Here is a 24,982-nt window from a genome sequence, read left to right on the forward strand (position 1 = left end):
GGCCGTTTTTTTGGGTCCGAACGGCAGAAAGGAGGCTAAAACTACCCTCTTCCCACCAGCGGCATAGCACTCGCCATCACGGTCATGGTCAGTACGTTGGTGTCGAGCGGCAAACCGGCCATAAACGCCACGGCCTCGCCGACGCGTTCCACCGGGATAACCGGTTCTTCAGCAATATGTCCGTCCGCCTGCATCCTGCCTGCCAGCGCTTTATTCCCCATATCCGTTGCTGCATTGCCGATATCAATTTGTCCGCAGGCAATATTAAAGGCACGTCCGTCCAGCGCGGTTGATTTCGTCAGGCCGGTGATCGCATGTTTACTGGCAGTATAGGGTGCGGAATTCGGCCTCGGTGACTGCGCCGAAATCGAACCGTTGTTGATGATACGCCCGCCCTGCGGCGACTGGCGTTTCATCAGCTTAACCGCCGCCTGCGTACACAAAAATGCACCGGTCAGATTGGTATTGATCACCGACAGCCAGTCTTCTACCGGCAGTTCGTCAATGGGTACATCCTTCACGTTATTACCGGCATTATTGAATAACAAATCCAGTCGTCCGAAGGTTTCCTGAATATCTTCAAACAGTGCGGCGACCGATTGCGGACGGGTCACATCCAGCTCACGGGCTACCGCCTGTCCCGGCGCAAACAACGACACAGCCTGCTCCAGTTTTGCCTGATTACGCCCGGCCAGTATCACTTTAAATCCGATAGCTTCCAGCGCTTTTGCAGCACTTAACCCGATGCCGCTCCCGCCGCCTGTCACTAATGCAATTTTGGTGTCTTCAGTGCTCATTTCAGCTCCTTCTACACAGCGGCCAGCATACCGCCATCAATAAACAGCAGATGTCCGTTGACAAAATCAGAGGCTTTGGATGACAGATAGACTGCACCGCCGACCAGCTCTTCCGGATTGCCCCAACGTGCGGCCGGTGTGCGTTTGCACAGCCATTCTGAGAATTCTTTGTTGTCTACCAGCGCCTGTGTCATGTCGGTTTTGAAATAACCCGGCGCGATTCCGTTCACCTGAATATTGTAGCGCGCCAGCTCAACGCACATGCCCCGGGTCAGCATTTTTACCGCGCCTTTCGATGCCGCATAAGGTGTAATGGTGTCACGCCCCAGTTCGCTTTGCATCGAACCGATATTAATGATTTTGCCGTGCCCGCGCGGGATCATGTAACGCGCCACCGCCTGCGACACCAGAAATACGGATTTCTGATTCACGGCAATGACATCGTCCCAGTCTTTTTCCGGAAACTCGGTGAATTTATGGCGGCGCTGGATCCCGGCGTTATTTATCAGTACATCAATGGGCCCGATGGTGCTTTCGATATGCTCAATCGCCTGATTCACCGCCTGACTGCAGGTGACATCAAACGACACCGCATGGGCAATAAAGCCCTCTGCCCGCAGGGCTTCAGCGGCCTTCTGCGTTGATTCCTGTTGGGTGCCGTTGATGATAATTTCTGCACCGTGCTGCGCCAGCCCTTTCGCCAGCAGGAAACCCAGACCGCGCGTCGAGCCGGTAATCAGAATCTTTTTATTATCCAGTGAGAAGAGATTTGTCATGACGTTGGCCTTATTGAATGCTGATTTAAAAAGTTAGCTTCACTACACCGGTTTACTCTGCGCTAAACTGTGATGCAGATCACCTGCCGGAATGTTAAAAAACCCTGTTACTCCCGGTGTGATCATCATCATTTTGGTAACAATCTCCGGCACTTTCTGTTTCAATAATCAGGACTATTTGCAGGCCCAACCAGGAACTTTCCGCATGAGAAACCAGCGCGTGACATTACAGGACATCGCCCAACTGGCGGATGTCACGAAGATGACGGTGAGCCGTTTTCTGCGCACGCCGGAAAAGGTGTCTCCTGAAACCCGTGATCGCATCACGAAGGTCATGGAAGAGGTGGGATATCCGCTGGAAGAAGCCCGCGGACCGGCCAGAGCGCCGCGTATCGGCATTTTAGTGCCGTCGTTTAACAACCAGATTTTCTCGGACTTACTGGCGGGCATTGAGTCGGTCACTTCCGCGCAGGGCTTTCAGACGCTGGTAGTCAATTACGATTACAGCAAAGAACGCGAGGAAGAACACATCATCAATCTGCTCGGTTATCAGCTGGCCGGATTGATCCTCACTGATTCCGTGCATACGCTGAAAGCCGATAAGTACCTGAATGCGGCAGAAATTCCTGTGGCCCAGGTGATGGATCTCGACGACCCGCACGGGCGCATCGCCGTCGGTTTTGATAATCAGCAGGCGGGTTATGATATGGCGAATACCTTGCTCGCCAGCGGCAAAGAACATGTGGTGTATTTCGGTTCGATGTCTGACGCCCGTGACCAGAAGCGTTATCAGGGTTACAGCCGCGCCATGAATGAACGCGGACTGACGCCGGTGCATATCACGCCGAATAAAGTGTCGTCGGTATCTATCGGTGCGGGCATGCTGGCCATGGCGCGTCAGTTATATCCGCAGACCAACGCGATTTTGTGTACCAATGACGATATTGCCGTCGGCGTGTTACAGGAATGTATCAAACTGCGGATCCGCGTCCCGCAGGATATGGCAATTTCCGGTTTTCACGGGCTGGATATCGGTCTGGCAACCACACCATTATTAGCCAGCGTTATCACTCCGCGCTTTGAAATGGGGAAAGTGGTGGCGGAGATATTGCTTAAAAAAATCAGAAACCTGCCCACGATCGAACGCGTGGATTTGCATTACCGGATCTCCCTCGGCGGCACCATTTAACTCTCCTTTTCCCTCTATTTCCCCCCTGCGGACCTGCACACAAACTCCGGTGCAGGATCACGTAAGTGGTAACACCTTTTCTTAACATAATTCAACGTGACGTCTGTCACGAAATACTTTCCTCAAAATGCTTTTATTAAGTCATCGCCGAAAGACGAGATATTTAATAAAACGTCGCATTGAACATGCTCTAAATAATTCAGATTACAGGAAGGCGGCAAGAGCGTTAATCCCCGGGAACTGAAACAAGTCAGTGACCGGCGTTAGCGGGTGCGGACAACGCATCTGTAGCCTGAAGTATGACGAGCATCACCGAGGAGCACAGAATGGATAATAAGATTCCTAAGGCACGCTGGCTGCGCGTAATAACGCCAATTCTTATTGCTTGCATTATTTCCTTCATGGACAGGGTCAATATTAGTTTTGCTATGCCTGGCGGCATGGATGCCGAATTAGGAATTACCGCTTCAATGGCCGGTCTGGCCGCCGGTATTTTCTTTATCGGGTATTTATTCCTGCAGGTTCCGGGCGGCAGTCTGGCAGTACATGGCAGCGGACGAAAATTTATCGCCTGCTCTCTGGTTGCCTGGGCAATTATTTCGATTCTGACCGGTGTGATTACGAATCAGTATCAGCTGCTGTTCCTGCGCTTTGCGCTGGGTGTGGCAGAAGGCGGGATGCTGCCGGTTGTGCTGACGATGGTCAGTAACTGGTTCCCCGATAAAGAACGTGGCCGCGCCAATGCTTATGTGCTGATGTTCGCCCCGCTCGGCGGAATGATCACCGCGCCGCTGTCGGGTTTTATTCTGGATACGCTCGACTGGCGCTGGTTATTCATCATTGAAGGGGCATTATCGTTTGTCGTGATGCTGTTCTGGTGGTTTACCATCAGCGATCGGCCTGAAGAAGCAAAATGGCTGTCTGAGCGTGAACGCGACTATCTGATTACCGAGCTGAACCGAGAACGCGAAGCCCTGAGAGCCCTGGCACCGGTGAATAACGCCCCGCTGAAAGAAGTGTTCCGCAACCGGTCTATCGTCAAACTGATCATTATTAATTTTTTCTATCAGACCGGGATTTACGGCTATACCCTGTGGCTGCCCACCATTCTGAAAAACCTGACCGGCGGAGATATGAGTTCAGTGGGTATGCTGGCGATTATCCCTTACGTGGGCACTATGCTGGGGATCCTGGCGATGTCCGTGCTGTCGGATAAAACCGGTAAGCGCCGTATGTTCATTGCCCTGCCGCTGTGTGGTTTCGCAGCCTGTCTGGCGGCATCTGTCGCATTCGGCCATAACATCATGGCGGCATATGGTTTCCTGGTCGGTGCCGGTTTCTTCCTGCAAGCCGCAACCAGCGCCTTCTGGACGATTCCGGGCAAAGTCACCACGCCGGAAGTCGCAGGCAGTGCGCGTGGTGTGATAAATGGTCTGGGGAATCTGGGCGGATTCTGCGGTCCGTATCTGGTCGGCGTGCTGGTCAGCCTGTACGGCCAGAGCACCGCGATCTACGCGCTGGTGGCATCCTTGCTGATTGCCGCAGCGGTCACGACGTTGCTGCCAAAAGAGTGCGATATGGCGCTCGTGCCGGGGGCAAAAGCCAAAGCCATGGCAGACGAATACGCCCGCGCTAAAGCGGCGCGACGGGTTCAGGGAGTGAAAGCGGAAATGGTTTAATGCTCAAGCTCCCACATGAAGCAGAGAAGACCGTTTTGGTTTTGCTCCTCCCCCTGCGAAGGGGGATGTTGGGAGGGGGTTTTAAGAGCTAACACCTTGTCAAACCACACTTTTCCTTTTCGGTTTTGACCTTGACACTCCACCCCGGTCCTCCCCTTCGCAGGGGAGGGCGTTATGCAGCCACTTTCACCGGACGGCTGGCATAGAGATACAACAAGGTGGCGGCAAGTATGCAGAACGCCATCGACCCAACCATCGGCCAGGCGCTTTTCGCGGTAAACAGTGACAGCACAGAACCTATCGCCGCACCGGTGCCGAAACGAATCGTGCCGGCCAGAGAAGCGGCTGTACCCGCCATGTGCGGGAAGTCATCCATAATGACCGCCATCGCGTTAGACGTGACCATCGCAATCACACCAACGTATCCCGCCACACCAATCACCATCGCCCAGAACGGCAATCCGAAGGTACAGACGATCACCAGCCACATCCCCATCGTCAGTTGCACAAACAATCCGAAGCGGAACATTTTTACCGCACCCGTACGGCGTACGTTACGGCTGTTGATGAGTGTCAGAATCACCAGAGCGACGATGTTCAGCGCAAAGTAAAAGCCGAAACTTTGCGGCGAAACGCCATTGAGCTCGATGTAGACAAACGGACCGGCGCTGAGGAAAGAGAACATTCCGGCAAATGAGAAACCACTCGCCAGCATATAACTGAGCACACGTTTGTGTCGGAACAGGGAAGCAAAATTGCCGACGCTGGTGCGCAGGTGGAATTTTTGCCGCCGTTCTTTGGGCAGCGTCTCTTTGATATACACGCCCACCAGCGTTGCGGCGATAAGCGCGGCAATCGCCATCGCCCAGAAAATGGCATGCCAGCTGAAAATAGCCATCAGCAAACCACCGAGCATTGGCGCCAGCAGCGGCGCTACCGTCATCACCAGTACCACAAAAGACATCATTCGCGAGAATTCATCTTTTGTGAACATATCGCGCATCAGCGCGTTGATGACCACACTCGCGGCAGCGGCTGCCAGACCGTGCAGGAAACGCATCCAGACCAGTTGCTCAACGGATTGCGCCAGCGCACAGGCACCGGCCGCGACGGCAAAAATCATCACGCCCCAGAAGATAACCGGCTTACGCCCAAGGCTGTCCGCCATCGGGCCATAAAACAGCTGCCCTATCGCAAAACCCAGCACGTAAGCACTGAGCGTCATTTGCACACTGCCCGCCGGCACGCCATATTCCTGAGCGATCACGGGCATACTTGGCAGATACATATCGATAGCCAGAGGCATCAGCATCGATATCAATCCCAGGATGAAAATCAGTCCGACATGGGAGACCGGTTTTTCTTGCACTTTCAGCTGCTCCAGTTATAGAAAAATCTATCGCGAGGGAACGCCAACGCTGGCCACTTCCTGCTCAGTTAACGGCCGGTACTGACCCGGTTCCAAATCTTCATCCATCACAATCTCACCAATACGCTCACGGTGCAGCGCAACCACGCGGTTACCCACGGCAGCAAACATACGTTTAACCTGATGATAACGGCCTTCGCTGAGAGTCAGGCGCACCAGACAGTCTTCGATTTTTTCAAGCTGCGCCGGTTTGGTCAGGGAATCTTCGTTATGCAGTTGCACACCCGCTTCAAACTGCGCAGCGGTGTCGTCAGCCAGCGGATGTTCGAGTGTTACCAGATAAGTTTTTTCGCAGTGATGGCGCGGCGAGGTGATGCGGTGCGACCATTGCCCGTCGTCGGTCATCAGCACCAGACCGGTGGTGTCGATATCCAGACGGCCCGCCGCATGCAGTTTGTAGGCCACGGGTTCTTCGAGGAAATACAGCACGGTCGGGTGATCCGGATCATCGGTGGAACACACATATCCCTGCGGTTTGTTAAGCATGAAATAACGCGGACCGGTGATTTGATCCAGTACATTGCCGTCAAACTCGACACGTTGTTCCGGGCTGATTTTCATTGAGCCGGTTTTGACGATTTCACCGTCTACGGTGACGCGTTTGTTACGCAGTTCGCGCAAAACCAGCGCGCGGCTTACACCTAATTGCTGAGAGAGAAACTTGTCCAGACGCATTGGATCAACTTGCCTTCATGGCGATCTGAGTGATCGCGTTACTGATAAAACACAAGACCCCGCCGTCGCAATACTGCAACTGACAGGGTTCAGGGTTGTTCGGTTCGTAATAATTGCAAAGAGTTATTATTACTTCGGGGGGGCAGAAACACTGCCGCGTTGAGGGCAATAGTATAGCCGTGCATCCTGTAAGGAAGAAGGAAAATAAGCAGGCTAAACATTCACTGCGGGAGATTTCTTTGATCATCGCCATCGGCAGCATTTCTTGGCATACTGCATTACTGTTTTTATAAACAGGTAAGTTAACGGAATAATCAACAGGTGATCATCGCGTGACTGCTTTTACTCTCCGCCCCTACCAGCAAGATGCCGTGGATGCCACGCTGCGTCATTTCCGCCAGCACGACGAACCGGCAGTGATTGTGCTGCCGACCGGTGCGGGAAAAAGTCTGGTGATTGCCGAACTCGCGCGCGTTGCCCGCGGACGTGTACTGGTGCTCGCGCATGTCAAAGAGCTGGTGGCGCAAAACCACAGCAAATATCTTTCCTACGGGCTGGAAGCGGACATCTTCGCCGCCGGGCTGAACCTGAAACAAAGCAGCGGCAAAGTGGTGTTTGGCAGCGTGCAATCTGTTGCGCCCAATCTGGCGGAATTCAGTGGCGAATTTTCCCTGCTGATTATCGATGAATGCCACCGTATTTCCGACGATGATAACAGTCAGTATCAGCAGATTATCGGTCATCTCAGTGCGCAAAACCCGCGCCTGCGATTGCTCGGCCTGACCGCCACGCCCTACCGTTTAGGCAAAGGCTGGATTTATCAGTATCACCATCAGGGTATTGTGCGCGGTGATGCCAACAGCCTGTTCCGCGACTGCATCTATGAACTGCCGTTGCGTTACATGATTAAAAACGGCTTTCTGGTGCCACCCGAACGGCTCGATATGCCGGTGGTCAGTTACGATTTCAGCCGCCTGCAGGCCAACAGTAATGGTCTGTTCAGTGAAGCGGATCTGAATGATGAACTGCGACAACAAAAACGTATCACGCCGCACATCATCAGCCAGATTGTTGAATTCGCACAAGAACGTAAAGGCGTGATGATTTTTGCCTCCACGGTGGAACATGCCGGTGAGATTTTTGGTCTGCTGCCCGCAGGGGAAGCGGCGCTGATCAGCGCGCAAACCCACGCGCTGGAACGGGACCGGCTGATCACGGCGTTTAAAGCGCAGCAGTTACGCTATCTGGTGAATGTATCCGTGCTGACCACCGGCTTTGACGCGCCGCATGTGGATCTTATCGCCATCCTGCGTCCGACAGAATCCATCAGCCTGTACCAGCAAATTGTTGGTCGCGGGTTGCGGCTCGCACCGGGTAAAACGGATTGTCTGATCCTTGATTATGCCGGAAACCCGCACGACCTTTTTACGCCGGAAGTGGGCAGCCATAAGCCGGCAGGCGATAACAAACCCGTGCAGGTGTTTTGCCCGGCCTGCGGCTTCGCCAATATTTTCTGGGGAAAAACCACCGAAGACGGCACGATCATTGAGCATTTTGGCCGCCGCTGTCAGGGCGTACTGGAAGATGATGAGGGCAACCGTGAGCAATGTGATTTCCGCTTCCGTTTTAAAAGCTGCCCGCACTGTGGCGCGGAAAATGATATCGCCGCACGGCGCTGTCATCAGTGCCAGGAAATTCTGGTCGACCCCGATGATATGCTGAAAGCCGCGCTGCGCCTGAAAGATGCGCTGGTCTTACGCTGCGGTGGTATGAATCTGGAACACGGACGCGATGACAAAGGCGAATGGCTGAAAATTACCTATTACGATGAAGACGGCGCTGACGTTTCGGAGCGCTTTCGTCTGCAAACGCCTGCACAACGCATGGCGTTTCTGCATAACTTCCTGCGCCCGCACCAGCGCGCACCGGGCGTACCGCTGGAATGGAATAGCGCAGCGGATGTTGCCGCGCAGCAGGTGTTATTGCGTCATCCGGATTTTGTGGTCGCGCGTATGAAAGGCCAGTTCTGGCAGGTGCGGGAGAAAATATTTGATTATGAAGGCCGCTACCGACGCGCTCATGAACTGCGCGGGTAACAGGGATGACCAAACCGGTAATTATTCGTTGTTGCTGTGCCCGGACTCCGGTATCATACCGCCCGCTTTCGCCTTGTGTGGAAGTCGCAGTACTCAACTCGTCACTCGGTCGCAGGTGGCGGGGCACATTTTAGAAGTAGTTCTATTAGAGAAACATACAATGATCACTATCAATGTAGAAGTACGTCCACAGGACGAGCAGGGCAAAGGTGCGAGCCGCCGCCTGCGTACAGCTAACAAATTCCCAGCTATCGTTTACGGTGGCTCAGCTGCTCCGGTTTCTATCAAACTGGACCATGATTCTGTAAAGAACCTGGAAGTTAAAGCGGAGTTCTACTCTGAAGCTATTACTCTGGTTATCGACGGTCAAGAAACCAAAGTTAAAGTTCAGGCTGTACAGCGTCACCCGTTCAAGCCAAAACTGGCTCACATCGACTTCGTTCGCGTTTAATAACGCGACTTTACTCTAAATCATTCAGGTTGTAGCAAAGTAGCAAGCGAGTGAGTCCTGATGAACTTACATTGGTAAGTGATTCAGGTGAACGAACGTAGCTAACGCAGCAACAACGTGAAGGATGACGAGTAAAAAGTTGTTGCGCATCGGGACGCCGTGCGAGAACAAATAAAAAACACCGCCCAGGCGGTGTTTTTTATTGGGCGCGATTATTTATTACCCGCTTTACGCTGCAACTGATCCCGCAAATTCGGCGGCGTGCCTTTGATGGTCAGCGTATCCGTGGCCGGATCCCAGAAAATACGTTCGCCCATCAGCATGGCATCAAAGTTAATGCTCAGGCCGCCGCCGCTGCCGGCGAATTTAGTCAGCTGACGCAAAGTGCTGCGATCGGCCGGGAAAGTTTCTTCCAGCTGATAACCCTGCTCCTGGGTAAACTCTTTAAACTTCTTGTCATTCCACGGCGGCAACTCTTCGGACAAATCATCGAGCGCGATCTCTTCGCCAGCCTGTAACTGTTCGTTGCAATAGGTATAAACCTGCTGACGGTAGTTCTGACGCTCGTTTTTATCGAGCTGCGCTTCGCTACAAAAGTCGTCAACTGCCTGCAACAAGCCACGGTTCTGCGCCTTGGTATCCAGACCTTCGGACGCACCGAGAAAATCCATGAAGAAGTCTGAGACTTTGCGCCCTACCCGGCCTTTCAGGAAAGTCAGATAACGGGTCGATTCCGGATTGGTTTCCCATTCGGTCAGATCGATACGCGCCACAATATCGGCATGATTGATGTCAAGATAATGAATGCTGCTGACATCCAGTTGTTCATTGACGCGCATACTGCTGCGGCTGTTGAGTACGGCGACCAGCAGATATTCAACCGCCAGAAAACGATAATGACAGAAAAGTACCACGCCGCCTTCAGCAAACGGGTATTTCGCCAGTTCGTCACGCAGACGGCCAGTGGCGGCGCGACTGAATGAAAGAAAATCATCGTCCCCTTTGCGGCAGCTGCGTAATGCCACCGCCAGTTCGCTGTCTTCATTGAACAAACCGTACGCTTTGCTTTTTGCACTGTAGACGCGGTGCAGTTCTGCCATCATTTCATCAACGGCAGCATTGGGCGTCAGGAGCGTATCACGCAGCACAACATCCAGCGTTTGCTCATCACGTTTGTTCAACTGGTGCAGAGCGATCTGCTCAAGATCCAGACTCATGGGGATTTTCTCCTGTAAGAATTGCAGCCGTGTAAGAAGGGTTGATCTGCGGGGCGTATTCAAACACCGAAGCGCCGGGGCCGCAACTATCGCGAAGGCTGAAATAAAGATTAATAGATACAATCAATACAGCAACGTTAACTCAGTTATAAAAATGCGGAAAACAGAGGCGTGATACGCTAAGATATTGGACTTTGTCAGATCAAGAAGCACAATACTCTATGGCACAATCATCCCGTTACAGTGACGAACACGTTGAACAGCTCCTTTCCGAGCTGGCAACCGTTCTGGAAAAACACCGCGCCCCGACAGATTTGTCTCTGATGGTTCTGGGCAATATGGTGACAAACCTGATTAATACCAGCGTCGCTCCTGCACAGCGCAAAGCCTTGTCGCAGTCTTTTGCGAAAGCGTTGCAAGCGTCGATAAGAGAAGATAAAGCCCATTAATCCACAACTTGCCCAATACCTCTCATGGTGACAAATCGTCAGCGCTATCGCGAAAAAGTATCCCAGATGATCAGCTGGGGCCACTGGTTCGCCCTGTTTAATATCCTGCTCATCCTTGGGATCGGCAGCCGCTACCTGTTTGTTTCTGACTGGCCTTCTTCATTGCAGGGGCGCATTTACGCGCTGGTCAGCTGGCTTGGGCATTTCAGTTTTATCGGTTTCTCGACATATTTACTGATCATCTTCCCGCTCACCTTCGTGGTGATGTCGCAACGGCTGCTGCGGTTCTTATCCGCTATTCTGGCTACTGCCGGACTGACACTGCTTCTGGTCGATACCGAAGTCTTTACCCGTTTCCACCTGCACATTAATCCGGTCGTGTGGGAGCTGGTGGTTAATCCCGGTCAGGGTGAGATGGCCCGTGACTGGCAGCTGATGTTTATTGCTGTGCCGGTAATATTCCTGCTCGAAATGCTGTTTGGTACCTGGGCATGGCAAAAGTTACGCAGCCTGAACCGCCGCAATTTCGCCAAACCGATTGTCGTTCTGTTTATAGCCAGTTTCTTTGCTTCACATCTGATGTACATCTGGGCAGATGCGAATTTCTATCGTCCGATCACCATGCAGCGTGCGAATCTGCCACTTTCCTACCCGATGACAGCACGTAAATTCCTTGAAAAACACGGCCTGCTCAATGCCGAGGAATACCAGAAGCGGCTGATCGAACAAGGCAATCCCGAAGCGCTGGCAGTCGAATATCCGCTGAACACCATCAGCTTCGCGAAAACCGGTTCGAAGTATAATTTGCTGATGGTGGTGCTAGATGGTGTCCATACCGACACGCTGGATAAAGATCTGCCCACGCTGAGCGATTTTGCCAAACATAACATTCGTTTTGATCAGCATTTTAGTTCCGGAAACCGTAATGACACCGGGCTGTTCGGCCTGTTCTACGGGATTTCACCGAGCTATATGCAGGGCATTCTGGCGGCGCGTAAACCTTCTGCACTGGTGTCGTCACTGGAGCAACAAGGTTACGAATTCGGTTTATTTGCCTCAGACGGTTTTAACAGCCCGTTGTACCGCCAGGCATTACTGACCGATTTTACCTTGCCGCCGCCGGTCAAACAGACTGATCAACAAACCGTTTATCAGTGGCAACAATGGCTGAACGGACCTGGCAACGGTCCGTGGTTCTCCTACCTGAGTCTGAGCGGGATCAGTAACGCATTGCGTCAGGACGGGGCCAGTGTGCCGACCGGTAATACCTTTATTCATCGTTATCAGAACGGTGCAGCGAATGTGGATTCGCAAATCAAAGCTATCCTGCAGGCGTTAAAAGATCGCGGGGAGCTGGATAAAACGGTGGTCGTCATTACCGCTTCACACGGTATTGAATTCAACGAGAACGGTACCTGGGGTTCAGGCAATGCGATGAACCGTCGCCAGTTACAGGTTCCGCTGATTATTCACTGGCCCGGTACACCCGCGCAGAATATCGATAAACTGACAGATAATGCGGATGTGATGACTACGCTGATGCAACGCCTGTTGCATGTGACGACAGCTCCGGCTGATTACTCGCAGGGCGAAGATTTGTTCGCCGCGAAGCGACGCCATAACTGGGTCACCACCAGCGACGACGGTACGCTGGTGATCACCACGCCAGACCAGACGCTGGAACTGGAAAGTAACGGTGATTACCGCGCCTTTGATATTAACGGCAAGCGGATTAAAGATCAGAAACCAGAACTTAGCTTGCTGCTTCAGGTGCTGACAGATGAAAAACGCTTCCTGGCAAACTGACGTTCGCCATTAACCGAAATGATGAAAGCCAACCCTGAGCGGTTGGCTTTTTTAATGGCACCACGCCCGCATCCCCCGTCAAATTATTTGACCTTCTTCTTGAAAATAATGTCGTTTATAGCACCGCCGGAAACCGCTACGGTAGGTCCATACATCCTAATCACCTTATAAACACAGCGCGGAGGGCCACTATCGTGTCGGGACTGGTCAACGGACAATGGGTAAGCGGCGACGTCGCAAAAGAAGAAATTAAAAACGGCGCATTTCATCGTCAGGAAACGGCGTTTCGCCAGACACATCTTGAGCCTGAAGCCGGACGCTATCAGCTTTTCGTCTCTTACCTGTGCCCGTGGGCCTCGCGCACGTTAATTTTTCGCCATCTGAAAGGGCTGGAAAAATTCATTCAGGTATCCATTGCTCAGCCGGTGATTGGTGAAAATGGCTGGACGTTTGATACGCCGCAGGATGCAGGCGAAAAGATTGAGCCGGTGCGTTATGTACATCAGCTCTACACCGCCAGCGATGCACACTACACCGGCAAAGTCTCCGTGCCCGTGCTGTGGGACCGCCGCGAAGGGCGCATCATCAATAATGAATCAGCTGATATTATCCGCATCCTTAACCATGCGTTTGATGCACTGACCGGCAATCAGGATGACTTCTACCCTGCTGCCCTGCGCGAAGACATTGACCGCTGGAACGAGGTGATTTATCACGACGTTAACAACGGCGTGTATAAGACGGGTTTTGCAAAAACGCAGGACAGCTATAGCGCCGCCGTAACCCAACTTTTCAGTACGCTGGATACCCTTGAGACGCATTTACACCACCACCGCTACATTGCCGGTGAATGTATTACCGAAGCCGACTGGCGGCTGTTCGTCACACTGGTGCGTTTCGACAGCGCCTATCATGGGGCATTCAAATGTAATATTCGCCGTATTGAAGATTATCCGAATTTATCCCATTACTTGCGCGAACTTTATCAGTGGCCGGGGATCAGCGATACGGTGAACCTGACGCATATCAAACAAGGTTATTACGGTATTTTGTGGCTGAACCCGACAGGTATCGTTCCGGCAGGCCCGGAACTGGACCTGCGTCGCCCTCACGATCGTCAGCGTCTCAGCGGGCGCGGTGTGATGCAGATAACACACTAAAAATTGCTTGGACCCGCACGGATAACACTGTATATTTCAACAGTTATTTCTCCCTGTCTTTTATGAGGAAAGCTATGCGGGTCGAACTGATTTTTGACAAACGGAATGTCGCCGGCATCCCTGATGCCAGCAAAAAAATTGAAGCAGAACTGGTTAAACGGGTGCACCGGTTGTTTCCTGACGCTGAAGTCAAAGTGAAACCGATGCAGGCTAATGGCCTGAATACCCACGGCGCCAGCAAGCAGGAACGTTCGCAATTAAACCAAATGCTAGAGGAAATGTTCGAAGAAGCCGATGACTGGCTCGCCGTGGAGTAAATAATCCGCTTTGCCGTTGCACTTGCTTACAAAGCGCAATTGAAATAAACAATCCATCGCTATGGCTTAATATAAGATGTGCATGTTATACGAAATTCATTATCAATCAGAGCGATGAGTTGCACATAATGAGGGACAAACCGGGCTATTTTCATCCGGTAAGTTGTTCTCCGCACCTTCGCTTTTCGCTTCACATGCGCCAATGACTTTGCGAAACTGCCATGCCACCGAGCCTAAAAAAATCCAGCGCCCAACCTAATTTCTACACCAAGCGCTTTGCGCTGATTTGTCTCGGTATTGTCTGTTGTCTGGCGCTTCTGCTCGGCCGCGTGGGCTACCTGCAATTGCTTAACCAGCCGATGCTGGAAAAAGAAGCCGATTCCCGCTCGTTGCGCTCCACGGTTATCCCTGCCGGGCGCGGCACCATTGTCGATCGTAACGGCCATCCGCTGGCGCTGAGTGTCGCTTCAAAAGATATTATCGCCGACCCGTTCCGTGTACTGGAACTGCACAGTGATCTGAACAGCCCGAAGTGGCAATATCTGGCTTCCGCGCTGAATATGCCACTTTCACAACTACAGCAAACCATCACCAGCGATCCTCAGCGCCGCTTCGTTTATCTCGGGCGCAAAATAGAAGAAGGTATCGCCGCAGATATCAGTCAGCTGCACCTTGGCGGCATCAGCAGTCAGCTGGATGACAGCCGTTACTACCCGATGAGCGAAGCCGCCGCCAATCTGGTCGGTGTCGTCGGGACGGATAATGAAGGTCTGACAGGCGTCGAAAAAGGTTTTAATGCCCTGCTACAGGGCAAACCTGGCATGCGCGAGTACCGTCAGGATCGCCATGGCAATGTGATCGGTATTCTGAAAGAAGTCGCACCGCAACAGCCGCCGACCATCAATCTGAGTATCGACAGCTTTATGCAGTACGTCTTGTACTCGCGGCTGCGCGATGGCGTTACGCTTAACCAGGCCGAATCCGGCGCGGCTGTTCTGGTGGATGTGAACACCGGTGAGATTTTAGGGATGGCGTCCTACCCTTCCTATAACCCGAATAACTATGCCGGTGTTCAGGCAAAAGACATGCGCAATGTGGCAATCAGCGACAGTTTCGAACCCGGTTCGACAGTCAAACCGCTGGTGGTAATGGCAGGTCTGAACCGGCATATGATCCGCCCGGATTCCGTTCTCGATACCCATCCGTACACCGTTAACGGCCACCTGATCCGCGATGTCGGCCATTGGCCTGCGCTGACCATCACCGGTATCTTGCAAAAATCCAGTGACATTGCAGTTTCGCATATTGCGCTGGCAATGCCGGCCAACGTTCTGGTTCAGCTGTATCAATCCTTTGGTTTAGGCAAACCGACAGATTTGGGTATCGGTGGCGAAAGCAGTGGCTATTTCCCACTCCACCGCGACCGCTGGGCCGATATCGAACGAGCGACCTTTTCCTTTGGCTACGGCCTGCGTGTAACGCCACTGCAAATTGCCCGTGAATACGCCACGATTGGGGCGGAAGGTATTTACCGTCCGCTGTCGATAACCAAAGTCACACCGCCGGTGCTCGGTACCCGCGTAATGTCGGCTGACGTGGTCAGAACAGTGATTCATATGATGGAAAGTGATGCATTACCCGGCGGCTCAGGCCTCAGCGCTGCAGTGCCGGGATACCGTCTGGCGATTAAAACCGGTACAGCGGAAAAAATGGGGAGCAGTGGCAAATACGACGGTGGTTACATTAACTACACCGCCGGTGTTGCGCCCGCGAGTAATCCGCGCGTTGCGCTGGTGGTGATGGTCAATAATCCACAAGCGGGCAAGCACTTTGGTGGGTCGGTGGCTGGCCCGATTTTTGGACATATTATGGGCGAAGTCCTCAATCATATGAACATAGCGCCGGATGCGCTGGTGCCGGAAACGCCACCAACGACGGTGATTAATGACGGGCAGAAAACCGAGTTGGTGCGTCGCCCGGCCACCGATGGTTAAGCGAACGCGATCAAAATCATTAAACATTTCTGACAGACTGGATCTCACCGAAATAAGCGGTTAACGTTCGCAGTGTTTATTAGCTGAAGAAATTGCTGGCTGACACATTGTGGAGGAAGAGCGTAGGCTCTGTAAGAAAAAGAATGAAACGGCTTCTTATCGTATTTTTGATATTTGTCGCGGTTTGTCTGGGGGTTATTGCCCTGAATATGCAGGGCAGCGGCCCGTGGTAACTGAGTTCCGTTCCCTGAAAAGGGATAAAGGGAGACATCATTTTGCCAACCGGTAAGAACTTCGTGATTTTGATTGTTCTTATTCTCGTCGGGATGGTGATGGTGGACGATGGCATCGCCCGGTTAATCCACTGGATCCTGTTGCGTTAAAACATGGCCCGTCAGGCTGTCATTACAACAGTACTGCCCACCGGGCCATTATTGTCCGCCGGGACGCTGAACATCTCTGAGCAACACCTGCCACGCCAACCTGACGAACTCGTGTATAATAGCGGTATTCAACCTTAATACAGACTGGTTATGGCTCAAGACATTCATATCGCTATCGTCTGCGCACTCAGCAAATGGATTGAAGGCCATCTGGGTCGTGTGATCCACCTTGAAGAACTGGCTGAGTATTCAGGCTATTCGCTCTGGCACATGCAAAAACTGTTCAAAGAATCAACCGGCATTTCTCTGGGGAAGTACATCCGGGAACGCCGTCTGGCCAGTGCTGTTTATCAACTGAGCAGCAGTGAAACGCCGATTTTTGATATCGCGATGGATTTCGGCTTCGGTTCGCAATCGCATTTCACTTACATGTTCCGCAAGCGTTTCAACATAACGCCACATGAATTCCGCCAGAACCCTGACATCAAACTCGATGTGTCTCCCCCGCTGCATCTGATCCACCAGAAATCAGCCTGAGGCTGTCAGAAACCGAAATCACTCAGGCCCGGATGTTCGTCCGGCCTGCGCCCCAAAGGCCAGTGGTACTGTCGTTCGCTTTCCTGAATCGGCAGATCATTGATGCAGGCGTGACGGGCAAACATCAGCCCCTGCTCATTGAATTCCCAGTTTTCATTGCCAAAACTGCGGAACCAGTTGCCCGAATCATCCCGCCATTCATAAGCAAAACGCACGGCGATCCGCGCCCCGTCAAACGCCCACAGCTCTTTAATCAGGCGATACTCCAGTTCTCTGGCCCATTTACGCTGCAGGAAGCTCACCACGGCGTCCTGCCCGTGCACAAACTCGCTGCGGTTACGCCAGACAGTATCCGCCGAGTAAACCTGGCTGACTCTGTGCGGATCGCGACTGTTCCAGGCATCTTCTGCCAGACGCACTTTTTCGATTGCGCTTTCGCGGGTAAATGGCGGTAACGGCGGTTTAACGGACATAAGCACCTCGGTCTGGGAAGAAATTCACCTGAACACCATAGCGGTGTTTTACAGCATTCTCACGCCAAATTGTGCCCACAAAAAACGCGGCCCTCTCAGGCCGCGTTCCTGAAGAACGTGCTGTTTACTGCTGTTCTTTACTGTTAAAGCAACGCGCTATTCTGTGTCTGAGAAAGGCACGCTTAGAACTGATACACCAGGCCTACCGCAGTCACATCGTCGGTATTGATGCCGGCGTTGTCGGTGAAGGTGCTGCTGTCGATCAGGTTAATTTTATAGTCGACATAGGCTGACATATTTTTGTTGAAGTAGTAAGTCGCACCCAGGTCAACAAATTTAACCAGATCCTGATCCTGATAGTTATTACCCAGACGGTCTGAACCTAAATCCTTACCACGGGTTTGGTTATAGGCTACGAACGGACGCAGACCAAAATCGAACTGGTAACTGGCGTAGGCTTCAAATGCCTGGGATTCGTTAGCATAACCGTAAGCTTCTGAATCGGTAGAACCGAAACGGGAAGCGTTGTAAGCCTGGGTGAACATCGCAGCCAGATAGACGTTATTGGCGTCATATTTCAGACCACCGGTGTAGCCTTCCGCTTTTTTACCGTCGCCCATGATATTTGGTGCGGAGTTTTGTTCGTCAGTACGGTCAGAGTTGAAGAACGCACCCGCTACGCTGACGCCCGCGCCAATATCGTAGCTCAGGGACATACCGTAACCGTCGCCGTTCTGTGTCAGCACATCACGGGTACCTGGTTCACCGCCACCGCTGTCGTTTTTACCCTGATATTGCAGGGCAAAATGCAGGCCATCGACCAGACCAAAGAAGTTATCGTTACGGTAAGTAGCCACGCCGTTGGTACGCTGATAAAGGAACTGGTCAGCGCCGTAAGTAGAACCATCGAACTCAGGCTGCATGTCAGTCCAGGCGGCAACGTCATACATCACGCCGTTGTTACGACCGTAGTCGAATGAACCCATGTCACCAAATTTCAGACCGGCGAAACCATAACGGGTAAATGCACGGTCACCGTCATCCGAGCTTTCAGCCTGGTTAGCCTGAACCTGATATTCCCACTGGCCGTAACCGGTCAGTTGATCAGTAATCTGAGTTTCGCCTTTGAAACCAAGGCGGATGTAGCTCTGGTCGCCGTCTGAGCCTTTGTCGTTAGAGAAGTAGTGCAAACCATCAACTAAACCGTACAGGTCCAGTTTATTACCATCTTTATTATAAACTTCTGCCGCACTTGCTGATCCTGCCACCATTAAAGCAGGGATCATGAGTGAAAGAACACGGAGTTTCATTTTTTTATCCTCGGTAGGTGTCGGACCGTGCCACTGAATGTAAAGTACACGTTTTTACTGCTTTAGATCTGCATAACGTTTTTGTTTCTGTATAAATGTTGGCCCGACATGGCAATTCTATTCTCATGATATAATTTCTTTTAATCCAGAAAGAAAATGATACGAAATTAGTGAAGACATTACTTATATATTAGAAGTTGTAACTAAATATTAATATCGGGTAAATTTACGTCTATTTATTTTTGTTAAAATAAAGCACTCAAAGCTAAATTTACAAAATAATCAATATTATCAAGTAATTATGACAAATAATTACCGCACTAAGTGATAAACGATCTATCCACCGGTAATATATAATCTCTCTTGCTATCATCATTATTTGTTATTTTATTACCCTCATTCCCCGTTTTGTGGAAACAACAGCCGGCCCTCTGTGGCCGGTTTTTTTTTGGGTTTACAAAGATATAATTACATACAGTGATATTCATCACTTATTATATCGCGCACATTAACTGTATTTATCCATAATTACTTCACATTATCTCCATCTTTCAAAGTACGATTTTCTTAATAGATGATATCTAATCCATTAAATTAATAAGGTATTTTCGGAAGATTATTAATCCCTATTGGGGAGAGGCTTTGTTGGGCAGCAACACTTCAGATCCGTTACTATAGCCAAAGTCAGACCAATCCCGCTGCTCACTGCCGGGAAGAGCGATAGACTGCAGAGCCACGCAACAGCTTCTTTATTCAACAGTTCAGGGAACCTCATGCCACAACAGGATCAACTCGACAACCTCTCTAAAGCCAGAATGCTTCTGGCAACCCGCCGTTTTTTAAAACTCGACGAGTGGCTGTTGTCACTGATGCGTGGCTGGCAGAATCAGGGCGAAGGTCAAAGCGATTACGGCCTGCTGATGCACCCGGCGACCCTGTTTACCGGCACGGAATCGCCTGCGCTTAATCCGCTGGAAATTCTCAGCGACTGGGCGCAGCAATGCCCGCAGAGCTATCACGCTCACGTATTACTGGGCATGGTCTGGCATGAAAACGCCTGGTTAATCCGCCGGTCTCAGGGCGAAAATGAGATTGAAGATCACCAGTGGCTCGGTGCACAGTTGTGTTGCGATTACGCCGTGCTGGCATTATTACGCGCTATCGAGTTACATCCGCGACCGACCCACGCATTCCGCCATCTGATGAACCTCAGCGGAGGGTTCGGTGAGCCTTACTGGCTAAAATCCCTTTTCGCGGGCGAAGTACCTAAACCTCTGCATGAGAAGTTCTCGATTCAGGGCAGTGAAATCTGGCAGGCCGGTGTGGCGCATATTCATGCGCTCGGCTTTGAACCCGCCACGCACTGGCCACACATGTTACCCGCCGCGTTACGGCAAACCCGCAAAAACGGTGAAGAAGCGCTGGATTACTGGTTGCGCATGGCGATGTCCGTGCGTCACGCAGACGTCGGCACGATGGAATCCTATCTGTTATTCCATTCCGCTTTCTGGGGTGGCAGCGACGAGCAACAGTTGCTGATCATTGACGGCCCGTTGTGTGCGGAGTTCAGTGATGAAGAACGTAACCAGTTCCGTGCGAATGCGCTGTGCGATGCACTCTCCGGTGATATCGCCGAACGCGAATCGCCAGAGGCGCTGGCACTTGAGCAGCGGCTGGCCACTTTACTGGCCAGCCCGCTCGAGCCTGACACCCGCATCCGGCTGCTGGATCTCGCCGGAATTTGTACGGCGTACTGGCAGGATGATGATCAGGCCGGTCTGGCCGTTTATGACGCGTTATTTGCAGTGTCACCGCAGGCCATGCCCGGCCATTCTGCCCGCATGTTTATTTCCCGTGCTGTGCTGGCAAACGGCCATGAAGAAGGCTTGCCGGTACTTACCCAGTTACTGACCCGCGGCCTCAGCCAGGCCACTGATCCGGTGCTGGTGGCTTTTGCTGCCACGGCGTTGCAATTCGGATTATACGGGCTACCTGCCCGTCCGGAATTAAGTGAAGGGCTGATGGAACATGCGTGGTCGCTTATCCGGCAAGCCGGCGATGAACAGCCGGTCAGCGATCTGGTTACGCTGGCGCATGATATGGCGATCAATGATGATATTGATGCCGCCCATTTTCTGATGACCGGTATGGCGCGCCACGGCAGCGCCATTCATTGCTACGAACTGTATTTCTTCTACCGCAACGGCTGGCATCATGATGTGCCTGAGCATTTTCATAATGACAGTAATGCAATGGATTGTGTCCTCAGCGCCGCCCGCTCCGGCATGGTTCCGGCCATGTTTACCTGTGCTAACGCGCTGCGCGACGGGCTGGGTGGCGAACCGGATTATGAACAGGCGATGCAGTGGTATCAGCGGGCAATGGACGCAGGACATCTGTCCGCCGCTTACTACCGCGCCGGCTGTGCGCTGGATAACGGCTCAGACGCTGAGAAACGTCAGGCCGCAGAGGTCTGGCTACCGGAAATCCTGCATAACCCTGACCATCCTGATCGCGCCGAAGCCGCCTATACACTTGGCATGGCATGGCTGACCGGCACCGGGGTGAAGAAAAACCGTTATGTCGCTGCCAGGTTTATGGAATTTGTGCTTGAACTGAATCCGGCATCTGAGGCCGCGAAGCAGGTTCACGATGACCTCAATGGTTCCCTGCGTGCGAGGATGAATCTTTGGCAGGATAAGCGGAAAGCGGAAATGGAAGATCCGGTAGCGGAGTTTAGATTGCAGGCGCCGCTGCAATAGCGGGCTGATATCTTGGGTTGCCGCCCACTCCGGCCTTAAGATCAACACCGTGGGCTCGCCGCCCACGGTGTTGACTTTAAAGCCGCATCAGCAGCGGCGTCCTGCTTACCTCTCCCTCAGGGATTCTTTAACTTTATTCAGCGGCTTAATCAGATAATCCAGCACACTTTTCTGGCCGGTCTTGATGTCCACGTTCGCCACCATGCCGGGCACAATCGGGAACTGGCGTCCGGCTTTGTTGGTCAGGAAAGCTTTATCGGTACGCACATACACGCGGTAATAATACTGGTCGCGCTTCACTTCATCCTGCAACGTGTCCGGTGATACCCCTTCAACTTTGCCGTCCAGATCACCATAGATTGATGAATCGTACGCCGAGATTTTTACCGTGGCAGGCAGCCCGGGGCGGATATAGGCGATGTCGCGCGGGTTGATACGGGTTTCGATCAATAGCTGATCTTCAATCGGTACGATTTCCATCAGCTTACCGCCCGGTTGCAGCACCCCTCCCACGGTGGAAACCTGGATATCTTTAACAATGCCGTGAACCGGTGAATACAGCTCAGAGCGCGTAACCTGGTCTTCTTTACCGGCCATTACCTGTAACCCGGCATCCAGATCGGCGTTGTTTTTCACCTGCTCCTCACGCGCACGTACCGCGTACTGGTTGATTGCATCGTCGATTTTTCCGCGCAGTTCACTGGCCTGACGTTTGAGACGAATAACCTCAACCTGCCCTGCCGCGCCTTTTGCCACCAGCGGTTGCGTCATGTTGATTTCATCATTCACCAGTCTGAGCGACTGTTGCAAATTCGCCACCGTTTCATCACGGTTCTGCTTACGCGATAAATATAACTGACGCTCACGCGCCACCAGCTCCGGCGATTTCATGGTTTCAGGGCTGAATTTCAGCGGCGCGCCGGTCAGTTCTGCACTCAGACGCTCCGAAGATGCGCGAAGTGTCCGCACACGGGAAGCCGCTTCACCGTAGTTCGACTGAGAACGCGTCGGGTCAAGCTGCGCCAGAAGCTGGCCGCGATTGACTACCGAGCCTTCCTGCACCATCAGTTTTAAAATTACGCCGCCGTCCAGTGAATCAATTTGCTGTGCCTTGCTCGATGGTGTCACTTTGCCGGTACCGACCGTCACTTCATCCAGCACGGCAAAACGTGCCCAGACGAAAAACACCAGCAAACTGCCCAGCGTGACCCAGATAATCCACGAGACTTTGCGACTTTCGGCCTCCAGTTCATCATGCAATGTCAGATGTGCCATGCAGTGTCCTTAGCAGCTCAGGCTGCGCCTTGTGTTTTATTGTCACCCACGGCTGCTGCCGCAGCGGGCGTGGTACTGACAGCTTTGGCCAGGATCTGATCACGTGGCCCGTCTGCCACCACCCGCCCGTTATCCATCACCACGATCCTGTCCACCAGTTTGAGCAGTGCCGGACGGTGCGTCACAACAATCAGCGTCCGTCCTACAAGCCAGCTGTGTAACTGGCGGATGACATATTCTTCCAGCTGTTCATCCATCGATGCCGTCGGTTCGTCCATCAGCACCACCTGCGGATTACGCAGGATCATACGGCTTAACATCACCATCTGACGCTGACCGCCGGACAATCCCCGCCCGCCTTCGTTGATAATTTTATCAAGGCTCGATGCGTCGGCCTGCACCATAGACAGCGCGCCGCTGATACGCAGCGCCTGTAGCATTTCCTGGTCCGTGGCATGCGGATAACCCAGCATCAGGTTCTGACGTAACGTGCCGAAAAACAGCCGCGAATCCTGCGACAGATAACCGAGCTGGCGGCGGATATCCGCCGGTTCGACTTTGGTCATGTCAACGCCGTCGATGAGGATTTTTCCCTGTGACGGGCTGGCCTGGCCGGCCAGCAGTTTGAGCAATGTCGATTTACCCGCACCGACTTTTCCGAGGATGGCCACGCGTTCACCCGGTTTGATCTCCAGTTGGCCGATGCCTAATACATTCGGCGCGTTCTCTTTGTCGTAGGTATATTGCAGGTTGCGCACGTTGAAATGGCCGCTGAGCGTCGGGCAATGTGACAGCTCGGCATCAGCGGGCCGGTCAACCGGTTTTTTCAGTAATTCATCCAGTCCGCGCATGGCACTTTTAGCATGCTGCCAGCGGGAAAATACCATGGTCAGTTGCATCAGCGGTGCGATAGTGCGTGATGACAACATGCTGCTGGCGACCAGCGTACCGGTAGTAATGTCACCGCTGAGCACCAGATACACGCCGAACACCAGCATGCCGCCATAGGTCAGTTGCTGCACGGTGGAAGCCCAGCCTGTCAGGCGCGCGCCCCAGACACGTTGTTTCATGCCCACTGCGGCGCTGACTTCATGCGTCTGTTCCCACTGACGCTGAAAATAGGCTTCCGCCTGTAACGCTTTAATGTCTTCGATACCTTCGATGGTTTCCACCAGCACGGCATTGCGCAGCGCACTTTCCCGCATGCCTTCTTTTGCCAGTTTAGCCATCGGCCACTGGATCAGAATGCCGGGAATGACAATCAGCGGGATCGCCAGCAACGGAATAATGACCAGCGGGCCGCCGATGAAAAACATGATGCCAAGGAACAGCAACACAAAAGGCATATCCGCCGCCGCACTGATGGTGGTCGAGGTCAGCAGTTCACGCACCTGATCGATTTCACGCAACTGAGAGATAAAGGAACCGGTGGATTTTGGCCGGTCATCGTTTTTAATATTCATCGCCCGCACGAAAAACAACGAGGAGACTTTCAGGTCGATTTTTTTGCCCATCAGATCTGACACCAGCGTACGCATCAGACGGATGATATATTCCATGGCCGCCGCCAGCACCACCCCGAAAAACAGCACCCATAAGGTCGGATAAGATTGCGCCGGGATCACACGGTCATACACCTGCATTGAGAACAAAATACCGGCCAGCGCCAGTACATTACCGAGAACGGAGGCCAGTGAAATTTCCGCGATTTTGCGTCCTGAACCACGGAAATTTTCCCAGAACCAGTGTTTTTTATGCGGCTGAACGAACGGGTCGATACGCTGATCCCGCCCGCGTGCGGCAACGCCCACCAAAAAAACCGGGCCGGTGCTTTGCTCAAGCAACATCACCAGTTCGGCGGAACGCACTAAATTGCCGCCGTCGCTCAGCCAGTAATCGACAGTGCCGTCATCGTGCAGATTTTCCAGTACCGCAATGCCGCCCTGTTGCAGGGTAATAATGGCGGGCAATACTTCCTGACGCCAGCGCACCTGATTCCAGCTGACCATACCGACCTGAAGCCCCATCAGGCCGCTGAGCCGGTCCAGCTGACGCCGCAACGGCTGATGTTCAAACCAGCGCATCTGCTGGCGAAGATAAAGCGGATCTGCTGGTTTGCCGAATGTTTCGGCCACGCGCCCCATGGCGCTTATCCAGACGTCGATCGACAAAGGTGCAGGGGCTTCATGACTCATTTCAACCTCGAT

Annotated in this window: 20 protein-coding genes; 11 read left to right on the forward strand and 9 right to left on the reverse strand. The window is 52.6% G+C overall.

Features of this window, described 5'->3' with window-relative positions:
- Nucleotides 1-41: 41 nt before the first annotated feature.
- Complete coding sequence (locus ACOZIO_RS06820) at nucleotides 42-797, reverse strand: SDR family oxidoreductase (RefSeq protein ID WP_129952378.1); 756 nt, start codon at nucleotides 795-797, stop codon at nucleotides 42-44.
- Nucleotides 798-808: 11 nt separating this feature from the next.
- Complete coding sequence (gene idnO, locus ACOZIO_RS06825; RefSeq protein ID WP_129952377.1) at nucleotides 809-1,573, reverse strand: gluconate 5-dehydrogenase; 765 nt, start codon at nucleotides 1,571-1,573, stop codon at nucleotides 809-811.
- Nucleotides 1,574-1,778: 205 nt separating this feature from the next.
- Here idnO and ACOZIO_RS06830 point away from each other — a divergent pair, with 205 nt between their 5' ends.
- Together ACOZIO_RS06830 and ACOZIO_RS06835 are read left to right on the forward strand one after the other, a co-directional pair.
- Nucleotides 1,779-2,762 (forward strand): LacI family DNA-binding transcriptional regulator, encoded by a 984-nt coding sequence (locus ACOZIO_RS06830; RefSeq protein ID WP_129952376.1) that lies wholly within the window; start codon nucleotides 1,779-1,781, stop codon nucleotides 2,760-2,762.
- 326 nt (nucleotides 2,763-3,088) lie between these two features.
- Entirely contained in the window at nucleotides 3,089-4,441 is a 1,353-nt protein-coding gene (locus tag ACOZIO_RS06835) for an MFS transporter (protein ID WP_129952375.1), read from the forward strand.
- 172 nt (nucleotides 4,442-4,613) lie between these two features.
- Here the strand turns inward: ACOZIO_RS06835 and ACOZIO_RS06840 are convergent, their stop codons facing one another.
- Complete coding sequence (locus ACOZIO_RS06840; RefSeq protein WP_129952374.1) at nucleotides 4,614-5,810, reverse strand: Bcr/CflA family multidrug efflux MFS transporter; 1,197 nt, start codon at nucleotides 5,808-5,810, stop codon at nucleotides 4,614-4,616.
- 27 nt (nucleotides 5,811-5,837) lie between these two features.
- Nucleotides 5,838-6,545 (reverse strand): 16S rRNA pseudouridine(516) synthase RsuA, encoded by a 708-nt coding sequence (rsuA, locus tag ACOZIO_RS06845; protein ID WP_013574637.1) that lies wholly within the window; start codon nucleotides 6,543-6,545, stop codon nucleotides 5,838-5,840.
- A gap of 332 nt (nucleotides 6,546-6,877) precedes the next feature.
- Between rsuA and ACOZIO_RS06850 the strand changes: the two genes are divergently transcribed.
- Nucleotides 6,878-8,641, forward strand: coding sequence for a DEAD/DEAH box helicase (locus tag ACOZIO_RS06850; RefSeq protein ID WP_129991266.1), 1,764 nt, complete (start codon nucleotides 6,878-6,880; stop codon nucleotides 8,639-8,641).
- Between the two features lie 160 nt (nucleotides 8,642-8,801).
- Nucleotides 8,802-9,092, forward strand: a complete 291-nt coding sequence (gene rplY, locus ACOZIO_RS06855; RefSeq protein ID WP_129952372.1) for a 50S ribosomal protein L25 — start codon at nucleotides 8,802-8,804, stop codon at nucleotides 9,090-9,092.
- 212 nt (nucleotides 9,093-9,304) lie between these two features.
- Here rplY and yejK read toward each other — a convergent pair whose 3' ends face one another.
- Nucleotides 9,305-10,309: a nucleoid-associated protein YejK gene (yejK, locus tag ACOZIO_RS06860; RefSeq protein ID WP_129952371.1), complete on the reverse strand. Its 1,005-nt coding sequence runs from the start codon at nucleotides 10,307-10,309 to the stop codon at nucleotides 9,305-9,307.
- Between the two features lie 221 nt (nucleotides 10,310-10,530).
- On the opposite strand from yejK, the gene ACOZIO_RS06865 reads away from it, so the two are divergent.
- The 6 genes from ACOZIO_RS06865 to ACOZIO_RS06890 all read left to right on the forward strand — a co-directional run bounded on the left by ACOZIO_RS06865 (nucleotide 10,531) and on the right by ACOZIO_RS06890 (nucleotide 16,955).
- On the forward strand, nucleotides 10,531-10,758 hold the full coding sequence (locus ACOZIO_RS06865) for a YejL family protein (protein ID WP_015696497.1): 228 nt from the start codon (nucleotides 10,531-10,533) through the stop codon (nucleotides 10,756-10,758).
- Nucleotides 10,759-10,782: 24 nt separating this feature from the next.
- Nucleotides 10,783-12,564: an LPS biosynthesis-modulating metalloenzyme YejM gene (gene yejM, locus ACOZIO_RS06870; RefSeq protein WP_129952370.1), complete on the forward strand. Its 1,782-nt coding sequence runs from the start codon at nucleotides 10,783-10,785 to the stop codon at nucleotides 12,562-12,564.
- A 194-nt stretch (nucleotides 12,565-12,758) separates the two neighbouring features.
- Nucleotides 12,759-13,724: a glutathione S-transferase family protein gene (locus tag ACOZIO_RS06875; RefSeq protein ID WP_129952369.1), complete on the forward strand. Its 966-nt coding sequence runs from the start codon at nucleotides 12,759-12,761 to the stop codon at nucleotides 13,722-13,724.
- 74 nt (nucleotides 13,725-13,798) lie between these two features.
- A complete protein-coding gene (locus ACOZIO_RS06880) occupies nucleotides 13,799-14,041 on the forward strand; it encodes a DinI family protein (RefSeq protein WP_129952368.1) in 243 nt (80 codons plus the stop codon).
- A 221-nt stretch (nucleotides 14,042-14,262) separates the two neighbouring features.
- Nucleotides 14,263-16,035: a penicillin-binding transpeptidase domain-containing protein gene (locus tag ACOZIO_RS06885; RefSeq protein WP_129952367.1), complete on the forward strand. Its 1,773-nt coding sequence runs from the start codon at nucleotides 14,263-14,265 to the stop codon at nucleotides 16,033-16,035.
- A gap of 533 nt (nucleotides 16,036-16,568) precedes the next feature.
- Nucleotides 16,569-16,955 (forward strand): helix-turn-helix domain-containing protein, encoded by a 387-nt coding sequence (locus tag ACOZIO_RS06890; protein WP_013574628.1) that lies wholly within the window; start codon nucleotides 16,569-16,571, stop codon nucleotides 16,953-16,955.
- A 5-nt stretch (nucleotides 16,956-16,960) separates the two neighbouring features.
- Here ACOZIO_RS06890 and ACOZIO_RS06895 read toward each other — a convergent pair whose 3' ends face one another.
- Complete coding sequence (locus ACOZIO_RS06895) at nucleotides 16,961-17,428, reverse strand: DUF1348 family protein (protein WP_129952366.1); 468 nt, start codon at nucleotides 17,426-17,428, stop codon at nucleotides 16,961-16,963.
- A gap of 182 nt (nucleotides 17,429-17,610) precedes the next feature.
- Nucleotides 17,611-18,738 carry a porin OmpC gene (gene ompC, locus ACOZIO_RS06900; RefSeq protein WP_129952365.1) on the reverse strand — a complete coding sequence of 376 codons (1,128 nt, stop codon included), beginning with the start codon at nucleotides 18,736-18,738 and terminating at the stop codon, nucleotides 17,611-17,613.
- 773 nt (nucleotides 18,739-19,511) lie between these two features.
- Between ompC and ACOZIO_RS06905 the strand changes: the two genes are divergently transcribed.
- Complete coding sequence (locus ACOZIO_RS06905) at nucleotides 19,512-21,500, forward strand: DUF4034 domain-containing protein (RefSeq protein WP_129991267.1); 1,989 nt, start codon at nucleotides 19,512-19,514, stop codon at nucleotides 21,498-21,500.
- A gap of 105 nt (nucleotides 21,501-21,605) precedes the next feature.
- Here ACOZIO_RS06905 and ACOZIO_RS06910 read toward each other — a convergent pair whose 3' ends face one another.
- Together ACOZIO_RS06910 and ACOZIO_RS06915 are read right to left on the reverse strand one after the other, a co-directional pair.
- Nucleotides 21,606-22,775, reverse strand: coding sequence for an HlyD family efflux transporter periplasmic adaptor subunit (locus tag ACOZIO_RS06910; RefSeq protein ID WP_129952363.1), 1,170 nt, complete (start codon nucleotides 22,773-22,775; stop codon nucleotides 21,606-21,608).
- A 17-nt stretch (nucleotides 22,776-22,792) separates the two neighbouring features.
- Nucleotides 22,793-24,970, reverse strand: coding sequence for a type I secretion system permease/ATPase (locus ACOZIO_RS06915; protein WP_129991268.1), 2,178 nt, complete (start codon nucleotides 24,968-24,970; stop codon nucleotides 22,793-22,795).
- Nucleotides 24,971-24,982: the final 12 nt, after the last annotated feature.

This window comes from Rahnella sp. PD4, from assembly GCF_049199325.1.
GTDB classification, from domain to species: Bacteria; Pseudomonadota; Gammaproteobacteria; order Enterobacterales; family Enterobacteriaceae; genus Rahnella; species Rahnella perminowiae.

Excerpts from the sequence above, each read along its gene's own strand:
- ACOZIO_RS06880 (WP_129952368.1), top strand. The coding sequence starts at position 13,799 with ATGCGGGTCGAACTGATTTTTGACAAACGGAATGTCGCCGGCATCCCT.
- ompC (WP_129952365.1), bottom strand. The coding sequence starts at position 18,738 with ATGAAACTCCGTGTTCTTTCACTCATGATCCCTGCTTTAATGGTGGCA.
- rsuA (WP_013574637.1), bottom strand. The coding sequence starts at position 6,545 with ATGCGTCTGGACAAGTTTCTCTCTCAGCAATTAGGTGTAAGCCGCGCG.
- idnO (WP_129952377.1), bottom strand. The coding sequence starts at position 1,573 with ATGACAAATCTCTTCTCACTGGATAATAAAAAGATTCTGATTACCGGC.
- ACOZIO_RS06885 (WP_129952367.1), top strand. The coding sequence starts at position 14,263 with ATGCCACCGAGCCTAAAAAAATCCAGCGCCCAACCTAATTTCTACACC.
- yejK (WP_129952371.1), bottom strand. The coding sequence starts at position 10,309 with ATGAGTCTGGATCTTGAGCAGATCGCTCTGCACCAGTTGAACAAACGT.
- ACOZIO_RS06895 (WP_129952366.1), bottom strand. The coding sequence starts at position 17,428 with ATGTCCGTTAAACCGCCGTTACCGCCATTTACCCGCGAAAGCGCAATC.
- ACOZIO_RS06910 (WP_129952363.1), bottom strand. The coding sequence starts at position 22,775 with ATGGCACATCTGACATTGCATGATGAACTGGAGGCCGAAAGTCGCAAA.
- ACOZIO_RS06835 (WP_129952375.1), top strand. The coding sequence starts at position 3,089 with ATGGATAATAAGATTCCTAAGGCACGCTGGCTGCGCGTAATAACGCCA.
- ACOZIO_RS06865 (WP_015696497.1), top strand. The coding sequence starts at position 10,531 with ATGGCACAATCATCCCGTTACAGTGACGAACACGTTGAACAGCTCCTT.
- ACOZIO_RS06915 (WP_129991268.1), bottom strand. The coding sequence starts at position 24,970 with ATGAGTCATGAAGCCCCTGCACCTTTGTCGATCGACGTCTGGATAAGC.
- yejM (WP_129952370.1), top strand. The coding sequence starts at position 10,783 with ATGGTGACAAATCGTCAGCGCTATCGCGAAAAAGTATCCCAGATGATC.
- ACOZIO_RS06905 (WP_129991267.1), top strand. The coding sequence starts at position 19,512 with ATGCCACAACAGGATCAACTCGACAACCTCTCTAAAGCCAGAATGCTT.
- ACOZIO_RS06890 (WP_013574628.1), top strand. The coding sequence starts at position 16,569 with ATGGCTCAAGACATTCATATCGCTATCGTCTGCGCACTCAGCAAATGG.
- rplY (WP_129952372.1), top strand. The coding sequence starts at position 8,802 with ATGATCACTATCAATGTAGAAGTACGTCCACAGGACGAGCAGGGCAAA.
- ACOZIO_RS06830 (WP_129952376.1), top strand. The coding sequence starts at position 1,779 with ATGAGAAACCAGCGCGTGACATTACAGGACATCGCCCAACTGGCGGAT.
- ACOZIO_RS06820 (WP_129952378.1), bottom strand. The coding sequence starts at position 797 with ATGAGCACTGAAGACACCAAAATTGCATTAGTGACAGGCGGCGGGAGC.